The 26,281-nt window shown below is 37.8% G+C and carries 22 protein-coding genes, 3 tRNA genes and 2 pseudogenes; 19 read left to right on the forward strand and 8 right to left on the reverse strand.

The window, feature by feature from the left end:
* The 3 genes and pseudogenes from RHOW815_RS08450 to RHOW815_RS01360 form a co-directional block, all read right to left on the reverse strand.
* Positions 1-142 (reverse strand): annotated as a pseudogene (locus tag RHOW815_RS08450) (IS5/IS1182 family transposase); the annotation flags it as partial.
* 243 nt (positions 143-385) lie between these two features.
* Entirely contained in the window at positions 386-655 is a 270-nt protein-coding gene (locus RHOW815_RS01355; protein WP_215216584.1) for a hypothetical protein, read from the reverse strand.
* Positions 656-814: 159 nt separating this feature from the next.
* Positions 815-888: transfer RNA gene (locus tag RHOW815_RS01360), tRNA-Ile, on the reverse strand.
* Between the two features lie 159 nt (positions 889-1,047).
* On the opposite strand from RHOW815_RS01360, the gene RHOW815_RS01365 reads away from it, so the two are divergent.
* Positions 1,048-2,262, forward strand: a complete 1,215-nt coding sequence (locus RHOW815_RS01365; RefSeq protein ID WP_215216585.1) for a DUF1207 domain-containing protein — start codon at positions 1,048-1,050, stop codon at positions 2,260-2,262.
* Here the strand turns inward: RHOW815_RS01365 and RHOW815_RS01370 are convergent.
* The gene (locus RHOW815_RS01370) at positions 2,259-4,379 is read right to left on the reverse strand and encodes an LOG family protein (RefSeq protein WP_215216586.1); all 2,121 of its coding nucleotides are present in this window, start codon (positions 4,377-4,379) and stop codon (positions 2,259-2,261) included. The genes RHOW815_RS01365 and RHOW815_RS01370 overlap by 4 nt on opposite strands.
* A 129-nt stretch (positions 4,380-4,508) precedes the next feature.
* Here RHOW815_RS01370 and RHOW815_RS01375 point away from each other — a divergent pair, with 129 nt between their 5' ends.
* The 4 genes from RHOW815_RS01375 to RHOW815_RS01390 all read left to right on the forward strand — a co-directional run bounded on the left by RHOW815_RS01375 (position 4,509) and on the right by RHOW815_RS01390 (position 8,715).
* Positions 4,509-5,390, forward strand: a complete 882-nt coding sequence (locus RHOW815_RS01375; protein ID WP_215216587.1) for an MYG1 family protein — start codon at positions 4,509-4,511, stop codon at positions 5,388-5,390.
* Positions 5,371-5,706: an HIT domain-containing protein gene (locus tag RHOW815_RS01380; protein WP_215216588.1), complete on the forward strand. Its 336-nt coding sequence runs from the start codon at positions 5,371-5,373 to the stop codon at positions 5,704-5,706. The genes RHOW815_RS01375 and RHOW815_RS01380 overlap by 20 nt, the downstream gene beginning before the upstream one ends.
* Complete coding sequence (locus RHOW815_RS01385; protein ID WP_215216589.1) at positions 5,703-7,430, forward strand: HEAT repeat domain-containing protein; 1,728 nt, start codon at positions 5,703-5,705, stop codon at positions 7,428-7,430. Before RHOW815_RS01380 ends, RHOW815_RS01385 begins: the two co-directional genes overlap by 4 nt.
* 61 nt (positions 7,431-7,491) lie before the next feature.
* On the forward strand, positions 7,492-8,715 hold the full coding sequence (locus RHOW815_RS01390) for an amino acid permease (protein ID WP_215216590.1): 1,224 nt from the start codon (positions 7,492-7,494) through the stop codon (positions 8,713-8,715).
* On the opposite strand, the gene RHOW815_RS01395 is transcribed toward RHOW815_RS01390, so the two are convergent.
* Positions 8,699-9,019 (reverse strand): hypothetical protein, encoded by a 321-nt coding sequence (locus tag RHOW815_RS01395; RefSeq protein WP_215216605.1) that lies wholly within the window; start codon positions 9,017-9,019, stop codon positions 8,699-8,701. The two genes, RHOW815_RS01390 and RHOW815_RS01395, sit on opposite strands and share 17 nt — an antisense overlap.
* On the opposite strand from RHOW815_RS01395, the pseudogene RHOW815_RS01400 reads away from it, so the two are divergent.
* A pseudogene (locus RHOW815_RS01400) lies at positions 8,951-9,271 on the forward strand (transposase); the annotation flags it as partial. The gene RHOW815_RS01395 and the pseudogene RHOW815_RS01400 overlap by 69 nt on opposite strands.
* Here the strand turns inward: RHOW815_RS01400 and RHOW815_RS01405 are convergent.
* Complete coding sequence (locus RHOW815_RS01405) at positions 9,243-10,103, reverse strand: hypothetical protein (protein ID WP_215216591.1); 861 nt, start codon at positions 10,101-10,103, stop codon at positions 9,243-9,245. The pseudogene RHOW815_RS01400 and the gene RHOW815_RS01405 sit on opposite strands and share 29 nt — an antisense overlap.
* Before the next feature lie 53 nt (positions 10,104-10,156).
* A complete protein-coding gene (locus RHOW815_RS01410; protein WP_215216592.1) occupies positions 10,157-10,609 on the reverse strand; it encodes a SufE family protein in 453 nt (150 codons plus the stop codon).
* A gap of 217 nt (positions 10,610-10,826) precedes the next feature.
* On the opposite strand from RHOW815_RS01410, the gene infA reads away from it, so the two are divergent.
* From infA to rpoC, 12 genes are all read left to right on the forward strand, one after another.
* On the forward strand, positions 10,827-11,045 hold the full coding sequence (gene infA, locus RHOW815_RS01415; RefSeq protein ID WP_215216593.1) for a translation initiation factor IF-1: 219 nt from the start codon (positions 10,827-10,829) through the stop codon (positions 11,043-11,045).
* A 142-nt stretch (positions 11,046-11,187) separates the two neighbouring features.
* A tRNA-Thr gene (locus RHOW815_RS01420) sits at positions 11,188-11,259 on the forward strand.
* Between the two features lie 53 nt (positions 11,260-11,312).
* Complete coding sequence (gene tuf, locus RHOW815_RS01425) at positions 11,313-12,590, forward strand: elongation factor Tu (RefSeq protein ID WP_215216594.1); 1,278 nt, start codon at positions 11,313-11,315, stop codon at positions 12,588-12,590.
* A 57-nt stretch (positions 12,591-12,647) separates the two neighbouring features.
* Positions 12,648-12,722 (forward strand) — tRNA-Trp (locus RHOW815_RS01430).
* A 34-nt stretch (positions 12,723-12,756) separates the two neighbouring features.
* On the forward strand, positions 12,757-13,023 hold the full coding sequence (secE, locus tag RHOW815_RS01435) for a preprotein translocase subunit SecE (protein ID WP_215216595.1): 267 nt from the start codon (positions 12,757-12,759) through the stop codon (positions 13,021-13,023).
* 14 nt (positions 13,024-13,037) lie between these two features.
* Complete coding sequence (gene nusG, locus RHOW815_RS01440) at positions 13,038-13,586, forward strand: transcription termination/antitermination protein NusG (RefSeq protein WP_215216596.1); 549 nt, start codon at positions 13,038-13,040, stop codon at positions 13,584-13,586.
* 17 nt (positions 13,587-13,603) lie between these two features.
* Entirely contained in the window at positions 13,604-14,032 is a 429-nt protein-coding gene (gene rplK, locus RHOW815_RS01445) for a 50S ribosomal protein L11 (RefSeq protein ID WP_215216597.1), read from the forward strand.
* 17 nt (positions 14,033-14,049) lie between these two features.
* Positions 14,050-14,763, forward strand: coding sequence for a 50S ribosomal protein L1 (gene rplA / locus RHOW815_RS01450; RefSeq protein ID WP_215216598.1), 714 nt, complete (start codon positions 14,050-14,052; stop codon positions 14,761-14,763).
* A gap of 1 nt (position 14,764) precedes the next feature.
* Complete coding sequence (gene rplJ / locus RHOW815_RS01455) at positions 14,765-15,283, forward strand: 50S ribosomal protein L10 (RefSeq protein ID WP_215216599.1); 519 nt, start codon at positions 14,765-14,767, stop codon at positions 15,281-15,283.
* Positions 15,284-15,307: 24 nt separating this feature from the next.
* Positions 15,308-15,727, forward strand: a complete 420-nt coding sequence (gene rplL, locus RHOW815_RS01460; RefSeq protein WP_245397569.1) for a 50S ribosomal protein L7/L12 — start codon at positions 15,308-15,310, stop codon at positions 15,725-15,727.
* 159 nt (positions 15,728-15,886) lie between these two features.
* The gene (rpoB, locus tag RHOW815_RS01465; RefSeq protein ID WP_215216600.1) at positions 15,887-19,651 is read left to right on the forward strand and encodes a DNA-directed RNA polymerase subunit beta; all 3,765 of its coding nucleotides are present in this window, start codon (positions 15,887-15,889) and stop codon (positions 19,649-19,651) included.
* Positions 19,652-19,668: 17 nt separating this feature from the next.
* Complete coding sequence (gene rpoC, locus RHOW815_RS01470) at positions 19,669-23,865, forward strand: DNA-directed RNA polymerase subunit beta' (RefSeq protein WP_215216601.1); 4,197 nt, start codon at positions 19,669-19,671, stop codon at positions 23,863-23,865.
* A 220-nt stretch (positions 23,866-24,085) separates the two neighbouring features.
* Here the strand turns inward: rpoC and RHOW815_RS01475 are convergent, their stop codons facing one another.
* The gene (locus tag RHOW815_RS01475) at positions 24,086-24,889 is read right to left on the reverse strand and encodes an NAD-dependent epimerase/dehydratase family protein (protein WP_215216602.1); all 804 of its coding nucleotides are present in this window, start codon (positions 24,887-24,889) and stop codon (positions 24,086-24,088) included.
* Positions 24,890-25,252: 363 nt separating this feature from the next.
* On the opposite strand from RHOW815_RS01475, the gene RHOW815_RS01480 reads away from it, so the two are divergent.
* Positions 25,253-26,281 (forward strand): coiled-coil domain-containing protein (locus tag RHOW815_RS01480; RefSeq protein ID WP_215216603.1); only part of this gene is annotated, 1,029 nt, incomplete at its 3' end.

Raw genomic sequence — 26,281 nt, forward strand, 5'->3', positions numbered from 1 at the left:
CTACAACCCATCTTTTGGGAATAACTGTAAAAGTATGAAGTGTATTTCTTTTGGCTATTTCTACTATACATCCTAATATCTCCTGCACACTCTTTGTAAATTTTTCTCCAGAATATCCTCCATCTGCTAAAACATTTTTTACACCGAACAAATGGTTTTTATGTAGTGAAAATGCTTCTATATATAATTTATTTAAACTTATAATTTGCTATACGCGAAATGCAGGAATCTTCATTCCCATAACACCAATCTGATTCAATTACTTTGTTGGCAACGTTTTGAGTTTTATTTTTTACTTGAGTTGCAGTAAAACCAACAACATCTCGTACTGTTTGCCTTGGAACCTGCGGGCATTTGTTAGCAACTGCTTGTTCTACTTTTGGAGTTACTGTCTCTTGGTATCTTTAGCTGATTTGTGATGATGAAGAGCACCGTCTTGTGTATAAGAATCAATTAAGTCAGCAACCGTTTTCTTGTGGTTCTGTTTTCCAAAATTGTATTTCCCCAGCTTGATTTGCCTTGTTGTTTCGTAAGACCAATCTAGTGCTTCCTGTTTTCTTTCAAAATGATCGCATACAGTAGGGTAGCCTTTTATGCGAATTACTGCTCGCCAAACTTTAGTGCTGTCTTTATTTATTCTTTGATAGACCGCCATAACTCAAACCTCTTTTTTATTGTTTTGGTTCGAGCAATTGAAGAGGTGCTTGTAAAGATTGTTTTTCGTTGCACCGTCATTGCACCGCCAAAACAAAATTAGAGTGGATCATTGAACTTAAGTCAAGCTAAAACCTGCTCACAGATACTTGTGAAGATATGGGGCAAGCAGGACTTGAACCTGCGACCGACGGGTTATGAGTCCGTTGCTCTAACCAACTGAGCTATTGCCCCTAAAAAGGCCTGAATGATAGCCAAAATTCAGCTAACATTGCAAGGGTTTTATGGATTTGCAAGGAAAATCTAGATAGGCTATCTAAAATATAAGATCTGAAGTTTGCATAGAAACAGAAAATTCGATATACAAAAGTCTTTTGGAGTATAATTTGATTTATGAAATTACGGCGGCTGGGACTGATTAGCTATGCATTGACTTGTTTTTCTCTGCAAGCATCGGAAGAAAAAGAAGAGATGGTTACAATCGAAATAGATAGAATTAGAACAGATATTTTAACGCGTACGGATAACTTATTAATCGATACTTTTGCTGATGCCACAGATCCTTATTTAGAAGGATATATTCAAGCATTAATCGATGTGCATTATTATGAGTATCAAGTTGTTGTGATTGTTAAAAACCATAAAGTTTACTTAGCAAATCTACCTAACAATGATCTTTTGTCAGAAAGTATCATCTCTTTTGTAGATGATCTACCAGGTGTAGAGTCTGTAGAGGTTGCAGATCTATCAGAAGCAGAGGAAGAAGCTAGAGAAGCCTATGTAGAACAACCTCGTTTAAATGGAATTTGGTTTCCTCAATCTACTGTTTTATTTGCCCCTTTGATAGCAGATCCTAGGCAGCCGGTTAACTCCGTAGCGGTTCGTTGGGGAGACCGAGTAATCGGTCACGATGTTGCAGCTATTTCTCTAGGGGATGATTTTCCGATTTTTCGTTGGCTGAATGTCTTTCGTTGTGAAGGAGACTTGCAAATCGGTATAGAAGCGGGTATTTGGTCTGTATTTAATTATTCTGATTCTTTAGGTCAGGGTAGAGGGTGGTGTGAGCTAATCAATACAGATTATCTTATAGCTATTCCTGTAACATATGCTTTGAACAGCTGGTCTTTTCGTTTAAGAATATATCATATCTCTTCTCACTTAGGAGATGAATTTTTATGCAATCATTCTGAGTTTTTAAAACATAGAAGAAATCCTAGTATGGAAGCAATTGACTTTTTCAGCTCCTATCAAGCTTCTAGTCATTTACGTCTTTATTTTGGACCCGGGGTTATTTTACATAGAGATCCCTCTTTTAATATGAAAACGCTATATGTCCAATATGGGGCAGAATTAAGGGTTTTTGGTAGTAAATTGTATTACCACCGTTTATATGGAACACCATTTTTTGCTATCCATGTAGAAAACTGGCAAGTCAGAGACTGGAATTTTGATGTAAGCATGAAATTAGGATACGAAATTAGTAAGTTGCAAGGAGTAGGCCGTAAAATGCGTATTTATGTGGAATATCATGATGGCTATTCTTATGAAGGGCAGTTTTTTAAAAAACGCACAGAATATGGTGGGATAGGGCTTTCTTGGGGATTCTAAGTCACGATTACAAACCCATCAGGGCTAGGTGGATATTCTGAACCAATAGGCAATGTACCTGAAAAGTATTGTTCATATATTTTAAGTCCTTGAGTAGCATTTTGTATGCAGTAAAAGCAATTGCTGACCCATTCAGATTCTTTAATAGTTCCTAGTTTTAGATTTGATTGGAAGCGAGAGGTGATTTTTTGCTGCCAGAAATGAGAGTCTCCAAATAAAAGAACAGGCGTGGGTGCGATAGAGCCCACTTTTCTTCTTACTTCTTCTAAACACTGTTCAAAATCGGTTCCAAATCCTCCTGGTAAGATAATCGGAAAATCTAAATTAAATTCCGCTTGTCTTTCTACAAGATGATCTAAGCGATAAGTCATTTTTGCTTTAACATAGGCATTTTGTTTTTGCTCTTGAATATTGAGATTATTGCTGTTGCGAAAGTCTACAAGATTTGCGCAGGATAAAACACCAATCCGTTCAGCTACTCTATTTCCCACTTCCATAATGCCAGGTCCTCCTCCGGTTACTAAAGCAATAGGAGTATTCTCATTTAAAAGAGGATGATTTAGAAAAGAGCGCATCTGTATTAAACCTTTTAATAAAGCGGTTAACTCTTCTTCAAAAATACCGGTAATTAGAGTAGATCCATATATGCCAAATGTTGTAGATCTAATAAATGCATCAACAAGCGGTCCGGGAACGAACATACCTGAATCTTTTCCTGGTTTTGGGGTATATTGTAGTACTTTATTTGTCGTGTCATCTACCCAATAGACCGGAATACCAAAACTGGCAAGGTCAAGCAAGAGAGATCTATCTTCATGAGAAAAGAAATTCCCATAAGCTAAAGAAGGTGTTTTAAAGAATATGCCTTTTAAGCAACGTTGAACAGAGTTGCTTAAAAGCATTCTTTTCATTAGAGGAGAGGGGAAGTAGCGGGTTAGCAAAATGCCCTGGCTGGTAATTAAGCCATCTTCAATATATTTTAAAAAGAGATAACAGGCCTGTTGTTCAATGTAGTTCTGCACTAAAAGGGCCTGTTCAGAGGGATGAAAAAGTCCTGGAAAGGGGGTTTTATGAGTATCTCTTACAATCCAATTTTTGGGTTTTAGATTTAATAACTGTTCCCCTTTAACGATAAAAACAGCAGTTCGGTGGTAAGAAGGGGTAGGCGCGGTTTCAAAAGCTTGAAAAAGTTTAGAAGAATCTTCTAAGCAATTTTGTAACTGGTCGCGATCGGTAAAAAACACATGTTCGCGGTGTGGCTCTAAAGTGTAAAATTCAATGGGGATAATCGATACATCTTCTTGAGAAGAACCGAATAACTCGTATACATCGCCAGATGCTGTTGTATCTGGCTCTAGAACATCTGCAGTTGTGTGTGTAACTGCTTTAGGTAAAAATTCGTTTACCACCTTGCCAAATGCCGTACGTATGTGAAGAGGAGCTGTTCGAACCAGTAGAATTTGATTTTCTTGTACTTGTCGTTTGGTGCCAGCTATCCAAGTTTGATCAAGCTGGATGAGTGTTCGCAAGCGAAAAGAAGGATGTATAAGAGCTTTGGATAAAGTGGGAAGTAGCCCTAAAATCGCTTTTTCATCGTAACTAAGAATGCCATTTTGCAGTGGTAAAAAGGCAACTGTACGCCCATCAATTTTTTCTAATAGCAGCTCATCTCTTCCTTTGTGACCAGCTAAAGAGAGTAAAGGTCTCCCTTTACGATCGCTGCGTTCAAACATACGCATCAGGTAATCAGGATCGCGTACCTTTCGTCTGGGATCAGCAGCGAATAGTTTCCCAATATAGGATCCTTGCTGGATAAAATCAAACAAAGCAAGGGCAATTTTTCCATAGGCTTGTAATTGCACTTTTGCCATAGCAAAAGCATTTTTTTCCTTTAGATCTATTTCTTGTAAAACAGCATTAAGCCCCAACTGTGCTAACGTGCTTTTTAGATTAAAGGTAATATGAACAGGGTCAATCCGAAATCCTACAAATGCAGGAGAAATATTTTGGATCTGGATTTCTACATTAAGCAGTTCTGAAAAGGGTCTATCCATTTTTGTTACTAGACCATCTGGAGTAATAAGGTCGTAATGATGTGCTAAAAGATAACTTTCCATGAAAAAAGAGCCTCATGCTTTTCTTTTTTTAGTGAAGCAGATTTTAGGCTTTAATAGGTAGCTCTTTTGCAGTTCTTGAGAATTAATTTTGTTAATGATACATTTAGAATTTGCTTTATTGATGCTTATATGATTAAAAAAAGTATTGGAATTCATGATGGGGCCTTTCATGCTGATGAGGTAACCGCTTGTGCTTTGCTTGTTCTATTTGACTTGGCAGATGGGGCCAAGATTGTCCGCACTCGCAATCTACAAAAACTGGCTTTGTGTGAATACGTCTGTGATGTGGGGGGTATATACGATCCTTCTTCCAAGCGCTTTGATCATCATCAAATAGATTACAAAGGAGAGTTGAGTAGTGCGGGAATGGTTTTGCTGTATTTGTTAGATCAAAAAAAACTAGATAGAGCGGTCTATGATTTTTTAAATAGCTCTTTAATAGCAGGAGTAGATGCGCATGACAATGGCAGAATAACCCCAGAGTTTGGTGTTTGTAATTTTTCTCAAGTAATTAGCAATTTTGTGCCAGTTGTTTACGATGCTCATGTACAAGACCTTGCTTTTCATGAAGCATTTACCTTTGTAAAAGGGCATTTAAAGCGGATTCTAGAAAGATTTTGCTATATCCAGACATGTCGTGAGAAAGTAGCTCAGGCGATGACGCTCAATCAAAAGTATCTTTTTTTCGAAGAAGCAATGCCTTGGATGGAATCTTTTTTTGAGCTAGGAGGAGAAAAACATCCTGCACTCTTTGTGATTATGCCTTCTCTTGGACATTGGAAATTGCGAGGTATTCCTCCTTGTATGGAAAAACGTATGCAGGTGCGGCTTCCACTTCCAGAAGAATGGGCTGGTCTTTTAGAAGAGGATTTAAAAAAAGCGTCTGCTATTTCAGGGGCTATTTTTTGTCACAAGGGAAGGTTTATTTCCGTTTGGGAGACTAAAGAGGATGCTTTTAAAGCATTGGAATATATATTAAAACGGTCTTGTTATGAGCACAATATTTGCTAGAATCATTCGGAAAGAGCTGCCCGCAACGGTTGTATTTGAAAACGAACGTATCTTAGCCATTGAAGACTTGCATCCTGTAGCTCCTATTCACATTCTGATTATGCCCAAAAAAGAAATCCCCAATTTTCAATCGATAGCTTCGGGGGACTGGCCTTTAATTCAGGAAATTTTCTCTGTGGCACAGGGCTTAGCTAAAAAATATCATATAGAGGAAGGATATCGATTTTTGACAAATAATGGAGAAAGAGCTGGTCAAACCATTTTTCATCTTCACTTTCATTTAATTGGAGGAAGAAGATTGAGTCTTCTGGCATGATGCGCTATTTCATTTCCTTTCTTCTATTTTCTTCTGTGTCTTTTGCTCTTACAGAAGGAAAACTAGAGAAGCGCATTTACTCCCATTTATTGATAGGGGATGATCTACAGGCAATTCAAGAGGCCAAAAAAGCCATAGAATCCTTTCCTAACTCTCTCATTTTACACAAAGCTCTACTTTATGCTTTGTGTCAATTTGGTAGCGAGATGCAAGCGTGGGATCAATGGTGTTATCTTTGCCCTTCCGTGCAAGATTATAAGAAAGAGCGACATTTGATCGAAATGCTCAGTTGGAGCGCTCTTAACAAAGGGCAATCCGCAACGCAGATTTCTGTGCGCTTTAATACTTTGATTGGAGCTGCTTTAACAAAAGATTCTAAAGCCATTCCCATGTTGCTCAAAGGTATGAGAGATTCTAATGCTCTACTACGCTCTAGTGCTATTAAGCTGTGCACCCAGTTCAAAGATGAGGTTTTTAAAGAAGAGTTAATAGCTCTGCTTAAACGGGAAAAAATTTGGTATGTGCGATTAGAAGCTATTCGAGCTATTGGAGCTTTACGCATATATGAGCTTATAGAGCCCTTGCAAGCAATTATTGAAGACCCTTGTAGCTTACCGGAAGAAAAAACAGCGGCTATGATGGCTGTAGTAGACATGTCCAATCAAATCAGTCGGCAAAAATTAGAAAACTTAATTACGCAATCCAGATCGCTTTTGCGTCAATTGGGAGCAGAAATCATTGCTCATTTTGAAAGAGCTCAAGATAGTGATCTTTTATTGCAGTTATTACACGATTCTTCAGCAGAAGTGCGTATATCAGCATTGAATGCTCTAGCGCTTCTACGTGTCAAATGCATTGAAAAAAAATCTATTCATAATCTAGTAGAGATTTGTGTAAAAGACTCTTCTCCACTTGTAGCCATTACCGCGGGATATCTATTATTAATCAATCAAGAAAAAACGGGCGAGATCACTCTTAATTATTGGTTGCAATCAGAGAACCTTAAGTGGCAGCGTTTGGCAGCAGCAGCTGTTGCTGCAAGCGGACGATTTGGCGTAGATTTAGCTTTTAAAAGTATCCATAAAGTAAAAGATCCTTATGCACGTTTGAATTTATGTATAGGTTTAATTGGCCAGCGTGCACACACTGCTATTGCCTCTGATACAATTTTTTCTATTATGTCTCAAGAATCAGGTCTGTGGATGTGGGATAAACAAACCCATTGCTTATTTTCTCCGATTGTTCCAAGCGATGTGACATATATAGAAACCATTCCTAATTACCCTCAGATAGTGGATCAACTGACGCGGCTAGATGTCTTATCGGTTTTGCACTTTGTTCAGTACCCAAAAGCACTGCAACTAACAAAAGATTTCTTGCGAAAAAAAGATTGGAATCTTACCGCTGCAGCAGCAGTTTTACTGCAAGAAGGGGATGAAAAAGCAGGTGAGCTTGTAAGTTCTCTACTCGATGATCCAGATGAAAAAGTGCGTATGCAGGCGGCTTTGGTTTTAGGACTTATGTATCGCGATCCAGTAGCTGTAGATGTTTTGCAAAAGGTTTACCCAAATGCAGATCAAAGAATAAAAATCACTATTTTAGAAGCTCTTGCGCAGATTGGAGATGCTAGTTCTATTCCTTTTCTATTAGAGATTTTAAAAGAGCCTTTTCAGACTTTACGTATTGTTGCAGCATCTGCGCTCATTCAGTGTTTATACCGCTAATTTATTTGCTTTGTTTAGTATAAAGCATTACATTAGATCTAATTTTATCTCATTTTATTTTATGACTATAACTACATCTTCTTATTCTGCGTCTAAAGGACGCTTGCTGTCAGCTGCTTTTTTAATTTCCGGAACTTGTGTAGGTGGAGGAATGTTAGCTTTGCCTGTGGAAACCTCTCAAATGGGTTTTTTTCCTTCTTTGCTAGCTATGGCTTTGACTTGGGTTTTTATGATGATATCGGGGTTATTGCTTGTAGAGGCAAATCTTTGGATGCCAAAGGGTGCTCACATAATGACTATGGCCTCGCACTTATTAGGAAAAATGGGTAAATGGCTCTGTGTAACTCTTTATTTATTCATGGCTTATGCCTCTTTAATTGCCTATAATAGCGGAGGAGCAGTCATTTTAATCAGATGTATAAAGATTTTTTTTAGTACTAGCATGACTTATGGCTCTGGTTGTGTATTGTTTGGGTTGCTGTTTGGAGTTTTGATTTATTTAGGTACTAAAAAAATTAGTAGAATAAATGTTTTGCTAATGGCTGGTATGATTCTATCTTACGTAGGGCTAGTTGGTTTTGGGTTTAAAGAAGTAAGCATTCATCGTTTGATCCAACAACAGTGGTCTTCTTTAGGCATGGCTTTTCCTCTACTTTTAGCCACTTTCAGTTATCAAATGATCATCCCTACACTTACCCCCTACCTGCATCGAGATCCCAAGAGTTTGCGTTTTGCGATCCTTTTAGGGACAACGATTCCTTTTTGTGCTTATGCTATTTGGCAGTGGATTGTTCTTGGTAGTGTGCCCTTAGTGGGATCTGGCGGGTTGCAAGAGGCTTTTGCTAAAGGGCAATCAGCTACAGAAGCTCTCTATGCTATTGTTTCTAATTCCTATTTTATCACTTTAGCAGAGAGCTTTGCCTTTTTTGCTTTAGTGACTTCTTATTTAGGTATAGCTCTTGGGTTATTTGATTTCTTAAAAGATGGTTTGAAATTGCAACAATGGATCTCTCATAAGCTCTCTATTGGGGCGCTAATTGTTCTTCCTGTAATCTTTTTTGCAGCAGCTTTTCCCAATGCTTTTGTGTTAGCTCTAGAGGTTTCTGGGGGCTTTGGCGATGCTTTGCTTAGCGGAATTATCCCCGCCTTAATGGTGTGGATGGGCCGTTATCGTAAGAGTTTAACCAGTATTTATCAAGTAACTGGAGGCAAAGGGTTGTTAGTAGCTATATTTTTCTGTTCTAGTTACGTTCTAGTTATTCAATGGATTAAATTGATAAAGTAAGAGGCCCCAGGTGACCGACCATTAAAAGCAATTTTTGACTAAATGGTCTCTGTATCTTAGTAGACGTAGCAGCTCGCATTTGCCTAGCGGGTTTTCCACACTTAAGTGATGTGTCCTTGGCTAATACCGCAAGTGCGACTTTCCTTAGCAAAGACAGATTTGCAGCGCCTATTTTATCTTGATAGCGATGTTTATCCTCTTCAAAAATAATATCTAGAGATAAATGAAGGCCATATTGATTGGCGAGGTCAGAAAAAGCAGTGGTCGGAAAGAGAAAACAAGCTTTGTAATTATTGATGCTCAAAGTGTTAAAAATACTGATACCGCGGAGAAGATAAGGATATGATGCAGGGAAAAAAATATCAGGAATAAAAAGACATATAGCAGTCGATACCCAAGGGCTTCCTCATGTATTCCCAAAAGATGGGTTGTAGAGCGTTTTTTTGCGTGGATAGAAAAATGTCACAGGCTATGGAAAAATTGCGAAAGAAAACTACATACAAGCTTAAATATGGTGGTTCTTGCTTTTATTGCTCTACTTTTGAAAAGATTTTAAAGTGAGGCCCATTCATAAAAGTAAATATATGCCTTACTAAAGCTTCAGGCGTTATGTTTGCCACCGCATCATGATAAAGGGTTTCTGGGTAATCATCAATAAGATTTGTAGAGCTTCCAGAAAGAGTGTCAAAAGTATTTCTAAAACGAATCAAAGGCTCTATTGTAAGTTTATTATGTAAAATTTCATTTAATCCCTGGATTTGATTTCTTTTCAAAGGGTCTTGATCAGAGATGATTAATAAATCTTTTTTTTCTCTAAGGCAACTGAGATTACCTGCAGCAACCGTATCAAATAGAGCAACCTTGAAGCATAGATCTATTTTTAAGAGCAATATTTGGTGTTGAAATTGAATAATTTCTTCTAATCTGGATTTGGGACTTGAAAGATTCGTGTGTATTAGCTCTTGTAGGCGTGCTTCTGCTTCGATGTATTTTTTCTCAACAAGTGAGGCATGAGACATTATGACTTTTTCAGGCTCAGAAAAGGAAGTTTTTTGATCTCTTTGGTATGTGTTTTGCATTTCTCTCAAGTCATTAGCAACTTTTCCCATTTCTTCTGCATTTTGAATCATATCGCTAGCTGTTTTAAGAAAGAACATTCCAGAGAACTGAGTAGTAATAGCTCCTGCTATTGATAACCAAAAGGGCAGCATCATTGTTTGAAGAGGGATAAAGCTTAGGAAAAAAGCCGTTGCAACTAAGCTTGATATAACCGTAGCTACATAATATAACTTTTTTTTATTTTCAAAATCAGCAGGGCTTTTGTGTAATTCTTCTTTAAGATGAAGAAGCACAGGGTGATTGGGAAAGTTTGAAGAAGTAATAGTCATAAATTAAATAACTAAAATTGTATGTTAAAATAATTTTAGAGTAAACAGTTAAATTAATTTACATTTTTAGTTAAAGCTTTTAAAGATTCTTGTTTCATGTGTAAAAATAAATTGGAAAGACCACTTGATCTACTAGGAGATAGGGCTGTATAAAGGCCGATCTCTTCTAAAAATAAAGGGGGGCATTTTAGGATTACTTCTGGGATTTCTCCTTGGTAGACAGAAAGCAAAAGAGCGGCAAGTCCTGCTGAAATAAGCGCTTCGGAATATACTTCAAAATGCATTTTTGTTTCTTTAAGATAGGAGCGAAGATACATAGTGCTTTGACACCCTTTGACCAAGTATTCAGGGGTTTTGTCTAAGAAAGGGTAAGGAGGCAAATTTTTTCCTAATTCAATAATTTTTTGATAGATCTCTTCGGGGACTATACAGGATTCAAAAGTTTTTTTTATAAGGATTTGCTTGCGAAGGCAACTTTCAAAAGTATGGGTTAAATCTATATTCATACAGGCAAGGATAACCTAATTGAAAATCTTAAGTCAAGAAAGTAATAATTCCCATTGACAATTTGCAGTAAATCGTGTTTGATGAATTCCGCATTTAGGTAAAATCTCTTGTTTATTACTAATAGCGGCTATTTTAAAGCTGAATTCAGTGTAGATAATTTTTTTAAAACACCTAAAACAGAATATATTACATTTTAAAACAAGCGCGTTATTTTTTATGCCAAAAGAAGACAAGATTAAAATTGATGGCACGGTAGAAGAGCTTCTTCCCAATATGACTTTTTCTGTTATTTTAGAAAACGGGCAGCGTGTTTTAGCTCATCTTTGCGGAAAAATGCGTGAGTGCAACATTCGCGTTTTTGTAGGAGATATTGTTACGGTTGAAATGTCCCTTTATGATTTGAGCAAAGGGCGTATCTTATATAGGAAGCGATAAGAAAACCGGTTTTTTTACGTAGGTATTGAATTTATTTGTCTTAAGGAATAAACTTTGTTGCTTTCGACTTAGAAAGAAGTCTCTTTATAAGGAGCAAGCAAAAGGTTTTATTATTAAAGCTTAAAAATCTTGCTCTATTAGGGCCCAGGTAGCTCAGTGGTAGAGCATTTGCATGGTAAGCAAAAGGTCGTAGGTTCAATTCCTATTCTGGGCAAAAAATTAGAAATATAAGCAACATATGCATACAGGAGCCTAACGGAGGATCTGATGGCCAAAGAAGCGTTTCAAAGAAATAAGCCCCACGTCAATATTGGGACAATTGGTCACGTTGACCATGGCAAAACCACACTAACAGCAGCAATCACCAAGATTCTTGCGCAAAAAGGGGGTGCAAAGTTTCGTGATTATGCATCTATTGATAATAGCCCTGAAGAAAAAGCGCGTGGAATCACCATTAACTCTTCTCACGTAGAATACGAAACAGAAAAACGTCACTATGCTCACGTAGACTGCCCAGGACATGCAGATTACGTTAAAAATATGATTACAGGAGCAGCTCAAATGGATGGAGCTATTCTTGTTGTAGCTGCAACTGATGGAGCAATGCCTCAGACAAAAGAGCATATTCTATTAGCTCGCCAAGTAGGTGTGCCTGCTATCGTAGTATTCTTGAATAAAATGGATATGATGAAAGGAGAAGAGGACCTTGTTGATCTCGTCGAAATGGAGCTACAAGAGCTATTGGAGAAGCAAGGTTATAAGAATGTTCCCATTGTACGAGGATCTGCTCTTAAAGCTTTGGAGAATCATGCTAAATCTTTAGAGGAAGAGGAGCTTGCAAAGAGTTCAGGAGGGCGCTCTAAAAGATCTTTAGAGGAAGAGTCTGTAGAAGCTGGCAAAGAGCTTGAGTCTGCAACAGAATGTATAGAACGCCTAATGAATGCTGTCGATGAAAGCATCCCCACTCCAAAACGAGATATAGAGAAGCCTTTCCTATTACCTATTGAAGATGTATTCTCTATTTCAGGACGCGGAACTGTTGCTACAGGTAGAGTCGAAAGAGGTGTAATTAAGCCCAATGATAAATTGCAAATAGTGGGGATAAAAGATACTCGTGAGACTGTGGCTACTAGCCTTGAGATGTTTTTAAAAGTTTTAGATAAAGCAGAAGCTGGAGAAAATGTAGGTGTTTTGTTGCGTGGTGTTGAAAAGAAAGACGTTGAGCGTGGTATGGTACTTGCTGCTCCTAACTCTTGTAAGCCTCATAGCAAATTTGAAGGAACTGTATACGTATTAAAAAAAGAAGAAGGAGGTCGTCATAAGCCCTTCTTTAGCAAATATCGTCCTCAGTTCTTCTTGCGTACGACCGATGTAACCGGAGCTGTTGCCCTTCCAGAAGGAACAGAAATGGTTATGCCAGGCGATAATGTAACTTTAACAGTAGAGTTAATTCAATCCGTTGCCATGGAAGAAGGAATGCGTTTTGCTATTCGTGAAGGCGGTAAAACAATTGGCGCAGGAACCATTACTAAGATTTTGAAATAGTGGTGTTTTAGAAAAATGTAAGCGAGTTCTTTTAAGAGCTCGCTATTTTGCTGTCAGGGGTGTGTAGCTCAGCCTGGCTAGAGCAGCGATCTCCAAAGTCGCCGGTCGGGGGTTCAAATCCCTCCGCACTCGATACAATATAAATTAAGGTGCTTTTATGTGTGCTATGGACACCAAACTAAATCCAACAAGATTGCCTTCAGATTTGCATGTGCAATCAGCCCTTAAGAAAAAGCCTACTTTAAGTTACATCCAAGGAATAAAAGCTGAGCTTAAAAAGGTGAGTTGGACGACAAAGGAAGAACTTATTTTGTCTACCAAGGTTGTCATTGCGGTAACCTTTGTTTGTGGAGTAGGGATTTATTTTGTGGATCTTCTTGTAAAGGGTGGCTTGAATTTTATTTCATATGTAACACATAAACTACTTGGTTAAAGTAATGAGGCTTCATGCATAAATGGTACGTCATACAAGTTGTCTCTGGTCAAGAAAAAAAGATCAAAAAATCTCTAGAAGAAAAGCGTATTGCAAGCGGAATGGATGAGATTCTTGAAGAAGTTCTCGTTCCGACTGAAAACGTGGCTGAGGTTAAGAATGGTCAACAAAAGATTAGCGAAAAAAAGTTATGGCCTGGCTATATACTTGTAAAAATGATTTTAACAGATGATTCTTGGCAGTATGTAAGTAAAACAAACGGCTTTTTAGGTTTTTTAGGTGGAGACAAACCTAATCCATTATCGCAAGAAGAAGTTAATGATATTTTAAAAGATCTCGAAGAAAAGAAAAAAGGGGTTGTTCAGAAACACAATATTACTATTGGAGATCAGGTAAAAATTACAGACGGTGTATTTATCAATTTTACCGGAAAAGTAATAGAGGTCTTCCACGAGAAGGGGCGCTTAAGCGTTATGGTTTCCATTTTTGGAAGAGACACTCGCGTTGATGATTTAGAATTTTGGCAAGTAGAACAACTGCCTACTGAATCTGAAGTAAACTAGTATTCAAGGAATGAAGAATGGCAAAAAAACTAAAGCTTTTAAAAAAAATTAAACTGCAGATTCCAGCTGGTAAAGCTAATCCTGCCCCTCCTATAGGACCCGCTCTTGGGGGTGCCGGAGTAAATATTATGGCTTTTTGCAAGGAATTCAATGCAAAGACACAGGATAAGGCTGGCGATATTTTGCCTGTTGAAATTTCTGTTTTTCAAGATAAAACATTTACGTTTATTACAAAGCAACCTCCTACTCCAAGAATGATTCTTAAAGAAGCGGGAATAGAAAAAGGCTCTAAAGTACCAAACCGCGACAAGGTGGGAAAGCTCAATAAAGAGCAGGTGATGAAAATCGCCAAAAACAAACGTTCTGATATGCGTGCTCGAACAGATGAAGCGGCTTGTAGGCTTGTAGAAGGTACAGCGCGTTCTATGGGAATAGATATTATATAAACTTTGAAGGAATAAAAATGCATCGAAGCAAAAGATTTCGGGAGATAGCCAGCAAAATCAAGCCTCATGAAAAGTATGATCTAGCGCAAGCTATCGAAATTTTAAAAAACTGTCCTCCGGTTAAATTTGACCAGTCGGTAGAGTTATCGCTTAAAACAAGCATCGATGCCCAGAAACCAGATCAACAGGTTCGTGGAACCGTTTCATTACCGAATGGAACTGGAAAACAAACCATTCTTGTTGTTTTTGCTAAAGGCGAAAAAATACAAGAAGCTCTTGATGCTGGCGCAGATTATGCTGGGAACGAGGAGTTATTTGAAAAAATCAAAAAAGGCTGGACCTCATTTGATGTTGTTATAGCAACACCTGACATGATGCGTGATTTAGGAAGATATGCAAAGATTTTAGGCCCAAGAGGGCTAATGCCTACTCCTAAGGCAGGAACTGTCACTAATGATGTCGCAAGCGTTTGCAAACAAGTGAAAATGGGTAGAATTGAATTTAGAACAGACAAACAAGGTGTGATTAACACTCTGATTGGAAAACTTTCTTTTTCACCAGAAAATCTTATAGAAAATATTACTGCTTTTTTAAACGCGATTGTTAGAGCTAAGCCATCTAGCGCTAAAGGACAATACATTCAATCTATCGTATTGTCGTCTACGATGGGACCTGGATTAAAAGTTGACTTAAGCGTAATTGCAGGACTACAGGGAACAAAGGGACAATAGCATGAGACAAGAAAAGCAATTACTTCTCAATGAGATTAAAGAAAAAATTGATGGTTCCAAGGCTCTTGTGCTAGCGCAATACCAATCCCTTGAGCCTAATGTTTCTGCAGATCTTCGTGCGAGTTTAGAGCAAACGGGTGCAGAATTAGAAGTTGTTAAAAAGAGAATACTCCTTAAAGCAGCGAAAAGTGCTGGAATCACTTTAAATACATTTGACATGCAAGGGCACATTGCGGTTGTTTTTGCAAGCCAAGATCCGATTCCAGCTACGAAGGTAATTTATAAATTTTGTCAAGACAATGAAAAAAATGTAGAGGTTGTTGGTGGATGTTTTGAAGGAGAAATTTGTTCTGCAGCAGATGTAAAGCAGATTTCGCAGCTACCAAACAAAGAAGAGATGCAAGCGCAACTCTTAAGCGTGCTTGAGGCCCCAATAGCGCAAGTACTATCGGTTGTGCAGTCTTTACTTACTAGTGTCATGTACTGTTTGGATAACAAAAGCCAACAAGAAAACTCGTAAATTTAAAACAAGAAGAGGTTGATCGTGAGTACCCAACAAAAAAATATTGAAGAATTAGTTGACTCTTTAAGTCACTTAAGCGTTTTAGATATGGCTAAGCTAAAAACGGCTCTTGAAGATAAATGGGGTGTAAAAGCAGCTGCTGCTGCTCCTATGATGATAGCGACCCAAGCTGCCGCCCCAGCTGCAGAGACCACTGTTGAATCTACCGAATTTGAGGTGTCCTTAATAAGCGCAGATCCAGATCCTAAAAAAAAGATAAGCCAGATTAAAGCGATCCGTGAAACTACAGGACTTGGTTTAAAAGAATCACAAAAGTTTATGGAAGATGCTTCTGCGACAACTCCAGGCATAATAAAAGCATCTTGTTCTAAACAAGAAGCTGATGAAATCTGCGCTAAGTTTAAAGAAGCAGGTGGAGAGATTAAAGTAAAAGGTCTTTAATTAGGTTTTCTTAAGAGCAAGTAGAGGTTATTTTATGACTTCTACTTGTGTTTTTTTTTGGTTTAGTTAAAGTTTTAGTATTTCATAACTTAAAGAGGTTATGAAAATAATAGAGAATTCTTACCTCATTCTAACAGACAAAGAGTAGGAGCCGTTTCAATGTTAAAAAGGCCGCCCCATAGGGTGAGTTTCCAAGACAGGAAAGAGATTATCGACCTGCCAAACCTGATTGAAATCCAAATTAAATCTTACAGTCAATTTCTTCAGGCAGATAAATTGCCTCATGAAAGAGAAAATGTTGGATTGCAAGAGGTTTTTACAGAAATTTTCCCCATCAAATCGTATGATGAAAAAACCATCCTTGAATACATTTCCTATACTTTAGGAGTTCCTAAGTATACGCCCGAAGAGTGCATTCGTCGCGGAATTACCTATAATGTTTTTTTGAAAGTTAAATTTCGACTGACCGATGAAACAGGTATTAAAGAAGAAGAGGTCTATATGGGGACCTTGCCTATAATGACTGATAAGGGCACTTTTATTATCAATGGTGCAGAGAGGGTAATTGTTTCTCAATTACATAGATCTCCCGGTATTTCCTTTGAACACGAAAGACATATAAAAGGTGTAAATATTTATTCTTTCCGAATCATTCCTTATAGAGGAAGCTGGTTAGAAGGAGCCTTTGATTCAAGTGATCATATTTATATTTATATCGATCGTAAAAAACGCAGACGTAAAATTCTAGCAACCTCTTTTATCCGTACTCTTGGATATTCTACAGATGCAGATATTATTGAAGAGTTTTTTAGCACGGTAAAAATTAAGATCCGTTCAGATAAGGATTTCCCAAAATTAGTAGGAAAGATTTTAGCAGAAGATGTTGTAGATGAAGAAAATGGTGTTATTTTTGGAAAAGCAGCAGAGAAGCTGACTACATCCATGTTAAAGCGCATGTTAGATGCGGGGATTTCCTCTGCGAGAATTGCTGAAGACGCAGATGAGACAAGTCCTGTTATTAAAATGTTAGCTAAAGATCCAACAGATTCTTACGAATCTGCTTTGAAAGATTTTTATCGTAAAATTAGACCAGGTGAACCAGCTACGCTTTCCAATGCGCGCTCTGCAATTATGCGACTATTCTTCGATCCAAAACGTTATAATTTAGGACGGGTTGGGCGCTATAAGCTCAATCACAAATTAAAATTTTCTACAGAAGATGAAGATTTAGATGTGGTTACCTTGCGTAAAGAAGATGTAATCGGTGCTGTCAGATATTTAATTCGTTTAAAGAAAGGTGATGAAGGGTTTGATATCGATGATATCGATCACTTAGGAAACCGTCGTGTTCGTTCTGTCGGTGAATTAATACAGAACCAATGCCGAGTAGGTCTTTCTCGAATGGAAAAAATTATTAAAGAAAGAATCAACTTATTCGACTTCACTTCTGACACATTAACCCCGGGTAAAGTGGTTTCAGCCAAAGGCTTAGCTGGTGTTTTAAAAGATTTCTTTGGAAGATCTCAACTTTCTCAGTTCATGGATCAAAATAACCCTATTGCAGAGTTAACGCATAAAAGACGTCTTTCTTCCCTAGGACCAGGTGGCCTTAATCGTGAAAGAGCTGGCTTTGAAGTTCGAGATGTGCATCCCAGCCATTATGGTCGTATTTGTCCTATTGAAACGCCAGAGGGTCCAAACATTGGCTTGATTACCTCTCTTGCTGCATTTGCTAAGCTCAATGAATTTAGTTTTATTGAAACTCCTTATCGCATTGTAAGAGATGGACTCGTGACGGATGAAATCGAGTACATGGATGCAGACCAAGAAAAAAATTGTGTGATTGCACAAGCATCTACTGCTTTGGATGAACATAATCTATTTATCGATTCTATTTGCTGGGCCAGACACAAAGGTGAACCTCTAAAAATTGAAACGAGTAAAGTGACGCATATGGATGTTTCTTCGAAACAACCAGTTTCTATTGTTACCGGTTTAATTCCTTTCTTAGAACACGACGATGCTAATAGAGCTTTGATGGGCTCTAACATGCAACGTCAAGCTGTGCCTCTTTTACAAACGGAAGCCCCCATTGTAGGGACAGGTCTTGAATCTAGAGCTGCTCGAGATTCTGGAGCTATTATTTTGGCAGAAGAAGACGGTCTTGTTGAGTTCGTGGATGGGTTTCAGATTGTAATTGCCGCTAAGTCGAATCCTTTACTTAAAAAGACGTATCATTTGAAAAAATTTATGCGATCTAATGCGGGAACTTGCATTAATCAAACCCCACTTTGCGCTAATGGAGATGTGATAGAAGCAGGGGATATCATTGCAGATGGACCTGCTACCGATAAAGGGGAAATCGCTCTAGGTAAGAACGTCTTAGTAGCGTTTATGCCCTGGTGTGGTTATAACTTTGAAGATGCGATTATTATTTCAGAGAAACTTGTTAAACAAGGAGCGTACGATTCTGTCTTAATTGAAGAATTTGAAGCTCAAGCGCAAGTTACTAAAATTGGTAAAGAAGAAATTACACCGGATATTCCTAATGTTTCAGAGTATCCTTTAAGACATTTAGATAAAACCGGTGTGGCTCGTAAGGGAGCTAAAGTTGTACAAGGGGATTACCTAGTTGGTAAAACCGTTCCAAAAGTAGAAGATAACGCTCCTTTAGAAAAAAAACTGCTTTGCGCTATTTTTGAAGAAAAAGGCGATGAAGTAAAAGATGCTTCTTTAATTGCTCCTCCAGGAACATCTGGGGTTGTCATGGATGTAAGGGTCTTTACCCGTAGAGATCGTTTATCCAAAACAGATGATGAGTTAGTAGAGGAAGCCACTCGTATTAAAGATATTCATCAAGAGTTTAAAGCTAAAGAATCAAAGCTCATTATAGAATTTCATGAGCAAGTAGGCGCTCTTTTATTAGGAGAAGCTGCTCCAGCACCCATTATGCATCGTAAAACAGGTGATATTCTGATTAAAGAAGAAGAGATTATCACTCAAGAGATGATTGAACTTCTAGAAGAGGAAAAGCCTGAAGACTTAATCATCGGGGAAGCAGAAGAGTATGACACTCTTAAAAAATTGATGCGTGAGTTTGATTCACAAATGCAGGCTTTACAGCAGCAGCATAAAACGGAAATTGAATTTATTCGCAAGGGAGATACCGAATTAGATCCAGGGGTTATTCGTCAAGTTAAAATCTATGTTGCTTCAAAGCGTAAGTTAGAAGTGGGAGATAAAATGGCAGGGCGCCATGGAAATAAAGGGGTTGTTTCTAAGATTGTTCCCGAGCAAGATATGCCCTATTTAAACAATGGAGAAACCATTGAAATGATTTTAAATCCTCTAGGTGTTCCTTCTCGTATGAATATGGGACAGTTATTAGAAACTCATCTTGGGTATGCAGCTAAAAAAGCAGGGATTTATGTAAAAAGTCCTGTTTTTGAAGGATTTCCAGAATCTCGTATTTGGGCAATGATGAAAGAAAACGGCCTTCCTTCTAATGGAAAGAGCTATTTATATGATGGACGCACAGGAGAGCGTTTTGAAAACCCTGTTGTGTGTGGCTACATATACATGCTTAAATTAAATCACTTAGCTGCTGATAAAATTCACGCTCGTTCAGTTGGTCCTTATTCACTTGTTACGCAACAGCCATTAGGGGGAAAAGCCCAGATGGGAGGACAAAGATTTGGAGAGATGGAGGTTTGGGGATTAGAAGCCTATGGTGCTGGTTATACGTTGCAAGAATTAGTAACTGTTAAATCAGACGCTGTGGAAGCAAGGCTTCGTGCTTATGAATTAATTGTAACAGGCGAAAACCTTCTATGGACCAGGGTCCCAGAGTCTTATAATGTACTTGAAAAAGAGATACGTGGTCTTGGAATAGATATGTGTGCCGTGTCAGCAGAAGAAGAGTAAAACTTGGAGTAACTTAAATGTCGGAAGAATTCAATAATTCCCGCTTTGAAAAAAGCTCTCGTTTTGGGAAAGTGACCATTCGAATTGCATCTGATGATAAAATTCGCAATGAATGGTCTCGTGGGGAGATTAAAAAAGCTGAAACAATTAACTACCGTACCTATAAACCAGAAAAAGGTGGGTTGTGTTGTGAAAAGATTTTTGGTCCTACTAAGGATTGGGAATGCGGCTGTGGAAAATATAAGAAGATCAAACACAAAGGGATTGTTTGTGACCGTTGTGGTGTAGAAGTTACCCTGGCTAAAGTGCGTCGTCAACGAATGGCGCATATTGAGCTTGCTGTTCCCATTGTTCATATCTGGTTTTTTAAAACCATGCCATCTCGCATTGGTAATATCTTAGGAATGTCTTCTGCTGATTTAGAAAGAGTCATTTATTATGAAGAATATATTGTTATTGACCCAGGTCAGACAGAGTTAGAAAAAAAGCAACTGTTAAGCGATGTTCAGTATCGAGAAGCGCAAGAGAAATGGGGAACCAATACTTTTGTTGCTAAAATGGGAGGAGAAGCCATTCGTGATCTTTTAGAAAGAGAAGATCTACAAACCCTTGTAGTAGAACTAAAAGACAAATTGCGTAAGACAAAGTCCATGCAAGCGCGGATGAAATTAGCTAAAAGGCTAAAGATTGTAGAAGGGTTTACTACTTCTCCTAACCGTCCAGACTGGATGGTGATGGCAGCTATTCCTGTAATTCCACCCGATTTAAGACCTCTTGTTCCTTTGGATGGGGGCCGTTTTGCGACCTCTGATTTAAACGATTTGTATCGCCGTGTTATTAACCGTAATAATCGTTTAAAAGCGATTTTAAAGTTAAAAACCCCCGATGTCATTGTGCGTAATGAAAAAAGGATGCTTCAAGAAGCGGTAGACGCTTTATTTGATAACGGTCGTCATGGCCATCCTGTTATGGGAGCTGGTAACCGTCCACTTAAATCCTTATCAGAAATGTTAAAAGGAAAACAGGGGCGTTTCCGTCAAAACCTTTTAGGAAAAAGAGTGGATTATTCTGGTCGTTCTGTCATTGTCGTAGGTCCTGAGTTAAAGTTTAATCAGTGCGGTTTGCCTAAGCAAATGGCCTTACAGTTGTTCGAACCATTTATCATTAAACGCTTAAAAGATTTAGACTACGTATACACGATACGTTCTGCTAAAAAGATGATTCAAAAGCAAGCTCCTGCAGTATGGGATGTATTAGAAGAAATTACAAAAGACCATCCTGTTATTTTGAACCGTGCGCCTACTTTGCATAGATTAGGTCTTCAAGCATTTATACCGACACTTGTTGAAGGAAAAGCCATTCGTGTACATCCGCTTGTATGCTCTGCGTTTAATGCGGACTTTGACGGTGACCAGATGGCGGTTCACGTGCCTTTATCATTAGAGGCGCAACTAGAAGTAAAGTTATTGATGATGGCACCAGACAACATCTTTTTACCTTCTTCTGGTAAACCTTCTGCGGTTCCTTCACAGGATATGATCTTAGGTTTGTATTACCTCATGTTAGATCCTATTTATATTCCGGAAGAGCATGTTAAAAAAACGAAAGTTTTTATCGATAAGCAAGAAGTTCTGATGGCTTTAGCGCCAGGTGCTGGGAGCTATAACTTTGATGAGCCTCAATTAGAAGGCAAGCGTCGTGATGACTTGGGAAGAGGAATCAGATTACATGAAAAAATCAAACTTAAGTTAGATAATAGCATTATTGAAACAACGCCCGGGCGTGTTTTATTCAATATGATTGTTCCTAAAGAGCTTGGATTTCAAAATTACACCTTGCGTAAGAAAAAAATGAGTGAGCTCGTTCTTGAGGTGTATAAAAAAGTTGGCTTAGAAGCAACTGTGTGTTTTCTAGATGATATTAAAACCCTCGGGTTTTCTGAAGCGACCAAAGCTTCTTTATCGATGGGGGTTTATGATGTTAAAATCCCAACTAATAAAAAGAAAGTCATTGAAGATGCTGAAAAACGAATCGAGACGGTTGTTAAACAGTATGAAGATGGTATTATTACCGAGGGAGAGCGCCACTCCAAAATTATTGGTATGTGGACAGAGGTAACAGATCTATTATCCGAAGAGCTATTTAAAATAATTAGTTCATTAAAAGAGGGTGAGTTAAATCCTCTTTTCTTAATGATGGATTCTGGTGCTCGAGGTAATAAATCCCAGGTTAAACAGCTCGGAGCTTTGCGCGGTTTGATGGCAAAACCATCTGGTGAAATTATTGAATCTCCTATTATTGCAAACTTCCGTGAAGGTTTAAGCGTTCTTGAGTTCTTTATCTCCTCTCACGGAGCTCGAAAAGGCCTTGCTGACACCGCTTTAAAAACAGCGGATTCCGGATATTTGACTCGTCGTCTTGTGGATGTGGGACAAAATGTCATTATTACAGAAGCTGACTGTGGAACGTTAAATGGAATTGATGTTTTTGCAATTAAGCAAGGACAAGAAGAACTTCTTTCTTTAAAAGATCGTATTTTTGGCCGCGCTGTCTGTGAAGATATTTACCAACCGGGTGATAGTACACAATTGATTGCAAAAGCAGGAGCTGTGCTCAATGTTCTGCAAGCAGAAAAAATTGATGATGCAGGAATGGAAAGCGTTCGTATTCGCTCTGCTCTTACTTGTGAAGCAAGAAGGGGAATATGTGCAAAGTGTTACGGTACGGATCTGGCAAATGGTATGCTGATTGGTTTAGGCGAAGCTGTGGGAATTATAGCTGCTCAATCCATTGGAGAACCAGGAACCCAGCTTACTATGCGTACTTTCCACACTGGGGGAATTGCATCAGCGGGTATTTCGCCTGAATTAATTGCAGAATACGATGGTGTTTTGGTCTATATGGGTCTTCGTACAGTAGAAACCGATGAGCATGTGTTCTTAGCTTTAAATAAAAATGGTACCTTGCATATTGTGCGTAATGAAGGAAGAACTTTGGACGAGTATAAGAAATTACTCAGTACTAAATCCATAGAACCTTTGCAAACCTTTACCGTAGAATTGGGGACGCGTATTTTACTTGCTAATGGAACTAACATCAAAAAGAAAACAAAAATTGGTTATTGGGAACAACACAATGTTCCGATTATTTGTGAGCGTCCAGGTTATGTAAAATATGAAGATCTTGTTGAAGGAATTTCTACGCAAAAAGAAATGAATAAGCAAACAGGTCAAACAGAACTAATTGTTAAGCAACACCGTGGTGAACTGCATCCTCAGATTGTCATTTATGCAGATCCTAAATGTACAGAACTTGTGGGAACGTATGCGATCCCATCAGGTGCGTATATTTCGGTACAAGAAGGACAAGCTGTAACAGCGGGTATGTTGTTAGCTCGTCTTCCTAGAGGAGCTATTAAGACAAAAGATATCGTCGGGGGCTTGCCGCGTGTTGCAGAACTATTCGAAGCTAGACGCCCAAAAGATGCTGCTGAGATTGCTAAGATCGATGGAGTTGTTGATTTCCGTGGGGTGCAAAAGAATAAACGTATTGTGATTGTTCGCGATGATGAATCCGGTATGGAACAAGAACATTTAATTCCTTTGACTAAACACTTAATCGTGCAAAGAGGTGACTTTGTTATTAAAGGACAACAATTAACCGATGGTTTAGTTGTACCGCAAGAAATCCTTGATATTTGTGGTGTTCGTGAGCTACAAAGATATCTTGTCAACCAAGTGCAAGAGGTTTATCGTCTACAAGGGGTGGATATCAATGATAAACACATTGAAATCATTATCCGTCAGATGTTGCAAAAAGTACGTGTAACAGATCCAGGCGATACTATCTTCTTATACGGAGAAGATGTGGACAAGAAAAACTTCCATGCGATGAACTCTAAAACTTTAAATGAAGGTGGGCGTCCTGCACAAGCAACTCCTGTGCTTTTAGGTATTACTAAAGCCTCATTGGGAACAGAATCCTTCATTTCTGCAGCTTCCTTCCAAGAGACAACACGTGTCTTAACAGATGCAGCTTGCGAAGGTAAAACAGACTATCTGCTCGACTTTAAATCCAATATTATCTTAGGGCATATGATCCCTGGGGGAACTGGATTTGAAGAGTATCGTGAAAGGGTTTTAAATCTTGATCGTGAAGAGAAAGAACCACTTATTTTTTCTTTTAACGATAGTGATCCTGTACTTGTTGGATAGCTTTTCTTCTAAATTAAAGCCCTATTGCAAAATAGGGCTTTTTTTATCTCATATAATTCTTACTTTTTTCACTTATAAGGTTTATAAAAAAATTAACAAGCTGAGAAAAAAGCCATTTAGCTGTTTGAATCTATGAGAAACAAGTCGAAAAGAGATCGAATAATAGCGGAATCTTCTTTTAATTTAATATTAAATGCTTACTATTTAGACAAATGTTTTATTAAATCATCTGCTTGAATCTGGGATGCTTAAAGATAAAACCCATTGATTTGATTTTCTGATTGCAAACTTTATAGCTGCTCTTTGATGAATCTTTGCTCCATATCGGGGAAGGAATACCAGCTAATTGACAAAGATGGGAGTAGAGTTCTCTACGAGGCGTATGATCATCATTGACCAAATGATAAATGCCCGTTAAAGAGTGATCCAAGCAAAACCTAATAGCTGCTATAATATCCTCTAAATGAATATGATTTGTGAACTCCTCTCCAGAGCTGAGCATTTTTTTTCCCGAAAAGTGTTTTACTCGATCGAGCAGTTCTCGTTTGGGACCATAAATACCTCCCAAACGAAGAATACAAGTAGAAGCATTGCAGTTTAAGTAGGAACGTTCTGCTTCAAGCAGTATTTTTGCATTCTCTGATTTTGGACAAAGAACCCTATCTTCTGTAACCCACTTATTTTGCTGTCCTTCACAGACAGAAGTGCTACTAGTATAAAGCAGATAAAAAGGTGTTTGCCTGTCTTTTAAAACTAAAGAAACTCTCTTAGCTGTTTGTAGATAAACCTCTTTGTAGCTTTGCAAATTTTTAGGGGCTATGAGGATGATCACCCCATCACAGGAATCGATTAATTCCTTGAACTCTTTATCTTCTATAGGAAGCAACACACTGTGTCCATAGTAACTGAGTGCATTGACTCGTTCTTTGCGCGTTGTAGTAATAAAAATCTTATGTTTTTGGATTTGAAGATATCTTAATAACGCCTCTCCTACATAGCCTGCTCCCATCACTAATAACTTCATTTAAGAAACTTTTTGTAAATATTTTAGATGGTACATGGATTTAAGTCTTCTGGTATTTTTTTTATTATAAGTATGTATCATACAATGACATACTCACACAATTTAAGAATTAAAGCTTTAGAATATATAGAAAAGTGTGGTTTCTCACTAATAGCAAAGTCAGACTTTTGCATCTCTACAAGAGATTTAGAATGGAAATCAAATTTATTATACCTAATATTCTCTAAAATTTTCATTTAGTCGAAAGATTTTGACGATTTATGTATGCACAAAATTCAAGATAATGTACTTTTTCGCAAAAGAATAACTTCAGCGTTATTTTGTTTTTTAAAAAGTTGAATAATTTAATATTAGGAAATAAAAATGAGCTTTATAAATTCAAGTATAGCAATCAATGGATCTTTTAATACAGAAAGTAATACTAGTATATATTTTGATAGATCTTTTCGAGGTCCCTTGCCTAATGAATCTCCAATGAATGCTACCAATATGTCTCCTTCAAATCGAAAAGCAGATAGATCTTTTCGAGGTCCTTTGCCTGATGATAGTCTAATAAATTCTATAGAGGCATTTTCAAATGAATCTCCAATGAATGCTACCAATATGTCTCCTTCAAATCGAAAAATAGATAAAGTGGCTAAGGTGAAAATTGGAAATGGGTTTACAGATCCAAAGTATGGAAATATTCCACGGTCAAAGCGTATTCATGCAAGACATACAAGATCTATTCCTTCTTCTGATATACCACCTGACCTATCTTTTTCTGAAAAAAATTCTCATGCAGATCGCTTATTTACTTGTGAAACGGAAAAACATAATTGCGAAAAAGAATTACGTACTTGTCAAGAGGAAAACCGTAATTATAAAGAGAAAAAAGATACTTGTGCACAAGAAAAACACAACATAATATCAGATTACAAACGAGAGATTTGCCAGATTCAGAAAAACTTAAGGGGTAACTTAGAAAAGGAACGAGATAAATGTCGCAAGGAAAAAGAAAAGTATTTTAGAACAATTGGCTGCGAGGAACTTCCCCGCGTTATGGAAACTAACCAAGATTTAGCATATCAAGGAGCTATTTGCAATAGAAACTTAAGTACATGTAAAGAGGAAAAAGCTAACTTAACAACAACCTATAATATAACTCTAGAAAAGAAAGATAGAGAGATCACTCAATTAAATAAACAAGCCAACTTGACAACAACCTCTTTAGAGGAAAAAGACCAAGAGCTTTCTAGTCTAAATGAAACTTTACAACGTTTAAAAGATGAAAAAAATACTTGTGAAGCTAACAAAGCTAACTTAACAACAACCTATAATATAACTCTAGAAAAGAAAGATAGAGAGATCACTCAATTAAATAAACAAGCCAACTTGACAACAACCTCTTTA

The organism is Candidatus Rhabdochlamydia sp. W815 (assembly GCF_018642185.1).
In the GTDB taxonomy this organism is placed as follows: domain Bacteria; phylum Chlamydiota; class Chlamydiia; order Chlamydiales; family Rhabdochlamydiaceae; genus Rhabdochlamydia; species Rhabdochlamydia oedothoracis.

Coding starts and splice junctions, on each gene's coding strand:
- RHOW815_RS01355 (WP_215216584.1), bottom strand. CDS start 655: ATGGCGGTCTATCAAAGAATAAATAAAGACAGCACTAAAGTTTGGCGA.
- RHOW815_RS01365 (WP_215216585.1), top strand. CDS start 1,048: ATGAAATTACGGCGGCTGGGACTGATTAGCTATGCATTGACTTGTTTT.
- RHOW815_RS01370 (WP_215216586.1), bottom strand. CDS start 4,379: ATGGAAAGTTATCTTTTAGCACATCATTACGACCTTATTACTCCAGAT.
- RHOW815_RS01375 (WP_215216587.1), top strand. CDS start 4,509: ATGATTAAAAAAAGTATTGGAATTCATGATGGGGCCTTTCATGCTGAT.
- RHOW815_RS01380 (WP_215216588.1), top strand. CDS start 5,371: ATGAGCACAATATTTGCTAGAATCATTCGGAAAGAGCTGCCCGCAACG.
- RHOW815_RS01385 (WP_215216589.1), top strand. CDS start 5,703: ATGATGCGCTATTTCATTTCCTTTCTTCTATTTTCTTCTGTGTCTTTT.
- RHOW815_RS01390 (WP_215216590.1), top strand. CDS start 7,492: ATGACTATAACTACATCTTCTTATTCTGCGTCTAAAGGACGCTTGCTG.
- RHOW815_RS01405 (WP_215216591.1), bottom strand. CDS start 10,103: ATGACTATTACTTCTTCAAACTTTCCCAATCACCCTGTGCTTCTTCAT.
- RHOW815_RS01410 (WP_215216592.1), bottom strand. CDS start 10,609: ATGAATATAGATTTAACCCATACTTTTGAAAGTTGCCTTCGCAAGCAA.
- infA (WP_215216593.1), top strand. CDS start 10,827: ATGCCAAAAGAAGACAAGATTAAAATTGATGGCACGGTAGAAGAGCTT.
- tuf (WP_215216594.1), top strand. CDS start 11,313: ATGGCCAAAGAAGCGTTTCAAAGAAATAAGCCCCACGTCAATATTGGG.
- secE (WP_215216595.1), top strand. CDS start 12,757: ATGGACACCAAACTAAATCCAACAAGATTGCCTTCAGATTTGCATGTG.
- nusG (WP_215216596.1), top strand. CDS start 13,038: ATGCATAAATGGTACGTCATACAAGTTGTCTCTGGTCAAGAAAAAAAG.
- rplK (WP_215216597.1), top strand. CDS start 13,604: ATGGCAAAAAAACTAAAGCTTTTAAAAAAAATTAAACTGCAGATTCCA.
- rplA (WP_215216598.1), top strand. CDS start 14,050: ATGCATCGAAGCAAAAGATTTCGGGAGATAGCCAGCAAAATCAAGCCT.
- rplJ (WP_215216599.1), top strand. CDS start 14,765: ATGAGACAAGAAAAGCAATTACTTCTCAATGAGATTAAAGAAAAAATT.
- rpoB (WP_215216600.1), top strand. CDS start 15,887: ATGTTAAAAAGGCCGCCCCATAGGGTGAGTTTCCAAGACAGGAAAGAG.
- rpoC (WP_215216601.1), top strand. CDS start 19,669: ATGTCGGAAGAATTCAATAATTCCCGCTTTGAAAAAAGCTCTCGTTTT.
- RHOW815_RS01475 (WP_215216602.1), bottom strand. CDS start 24,889: ATGAAGTTATTAGTGATGGGAGCAGGCTATGTAGGAGAGGCGTTATTA.